Raw genomic sequence first — 1,009 nt, forward strand, 5'->3', positions numbered from 1 at the left:
GGAWGGTCTGAAAGTCTTTCAGCATTTGTTCATGATCGGTGTACAGCCCGCCAACATGCCAGTCACCAGTGAATACAATGCCGATTGGCCGAGAATCGTCAATGTCGATCGTCACCGACGTCTGACGATCGTCAAACTGCTGAAGCTCTTTCTGCGATCTGATCAAATGCTGGATATACGCTTCGATATTGTCCTCGGTATTCTTCCGATCGACATAGCCAATGTTTTTCTTTCTATTCCGCTTCAAATGGTTCCGGACCGCTTCAGACGTGAATTCAAGCCCAAAACGGTTCGTCAGCATGTTGGCGTATTGTTGGTATGTATGTTCCGGATATTGCTTCATGAGAACGTGAAGATATTCGTTTTCTTCAGCGGTCCACAATCTATGTTTCTTCATTTGCCCACCTCTTTCGGGCATATTTAAAGCGGCGCCGCAATTTCGACACCGCTTATGAGAGCAGTCCCGCATTCGCGTGGCGCTGCTCCGCTCCAAATATATGAGCACCGTCAGGTGCGGACCGTGATCTCTTCCGCTCCGGTCCTACCTCCCATTTTAGCCACAGCGTTTTTCAGGTCGCAATTTTCCTGCCATTCCTGACATCTCTGCCATTCCTGACATTCCTGCCATCTTTGCCATTTTGTCCACGATCGAATCCCTAATCCTGAACACATGTCGTTCAGACAATCCCATATGCCTGCTGATAGCTATCATAGACATACCATCAAGCATACATTCCAAAACGGCCTTCTCGCGTTCGTTTGTGATAGCTTTTGAGTATTCCTGTATAAATAGAACCTTTTGCTCCAATCTCTCAATCCACTTTGTCTTCTTTTCTCTCCGCAAATACTCCCGATAAACCGGATCATTTGGTGCGCCTTTCGGCTTTGGAAGTGATCCTTCGATGCCATATTGAGCAGTCAGACCTTCTCCGGCATCTTCCAGTATCTTTCGTTGGCGTTGAATTTCATTGACCATCCAATGATAATCTCTAAGCATCGCAGCGATTTG

The 1,009-nt window shown here is 46.9% G+C and carries 2 protein-coding genes; both read right to left on the reverse strand.

Annotation, left to right across the window (positions count from 1 at the left end; all coding sequences use genetic code 11):
- The coding region (locus CCB157_RS16690; RefSeq protein WP_143287131.1) for a hypothetical protein at positions 1-397 on the reverse strand (397 nt) is incomplete at its 3' end.
- Positions 398-553: 156 nt separating this feature from the next.
- A partial coding sequence (locus CCB157_RS16695) for a LuxR C-terminal-related transcriptional regulator (protein WP_077616927.1) occupies positions 554-1,009 on the reverse strand: 456 nt, incomplete at its 5' end.

Origin of the sequence: Caenibacillus caldisaponilyticus, assembly GCF_002003465.1 — a bacterium.
Lineage (GTDB): Bacteria > Bacillota > Bacilli > Bacillales > Sporolactobacillaceae > Caenibacillus > Caenibacillus caldisaponilyticus.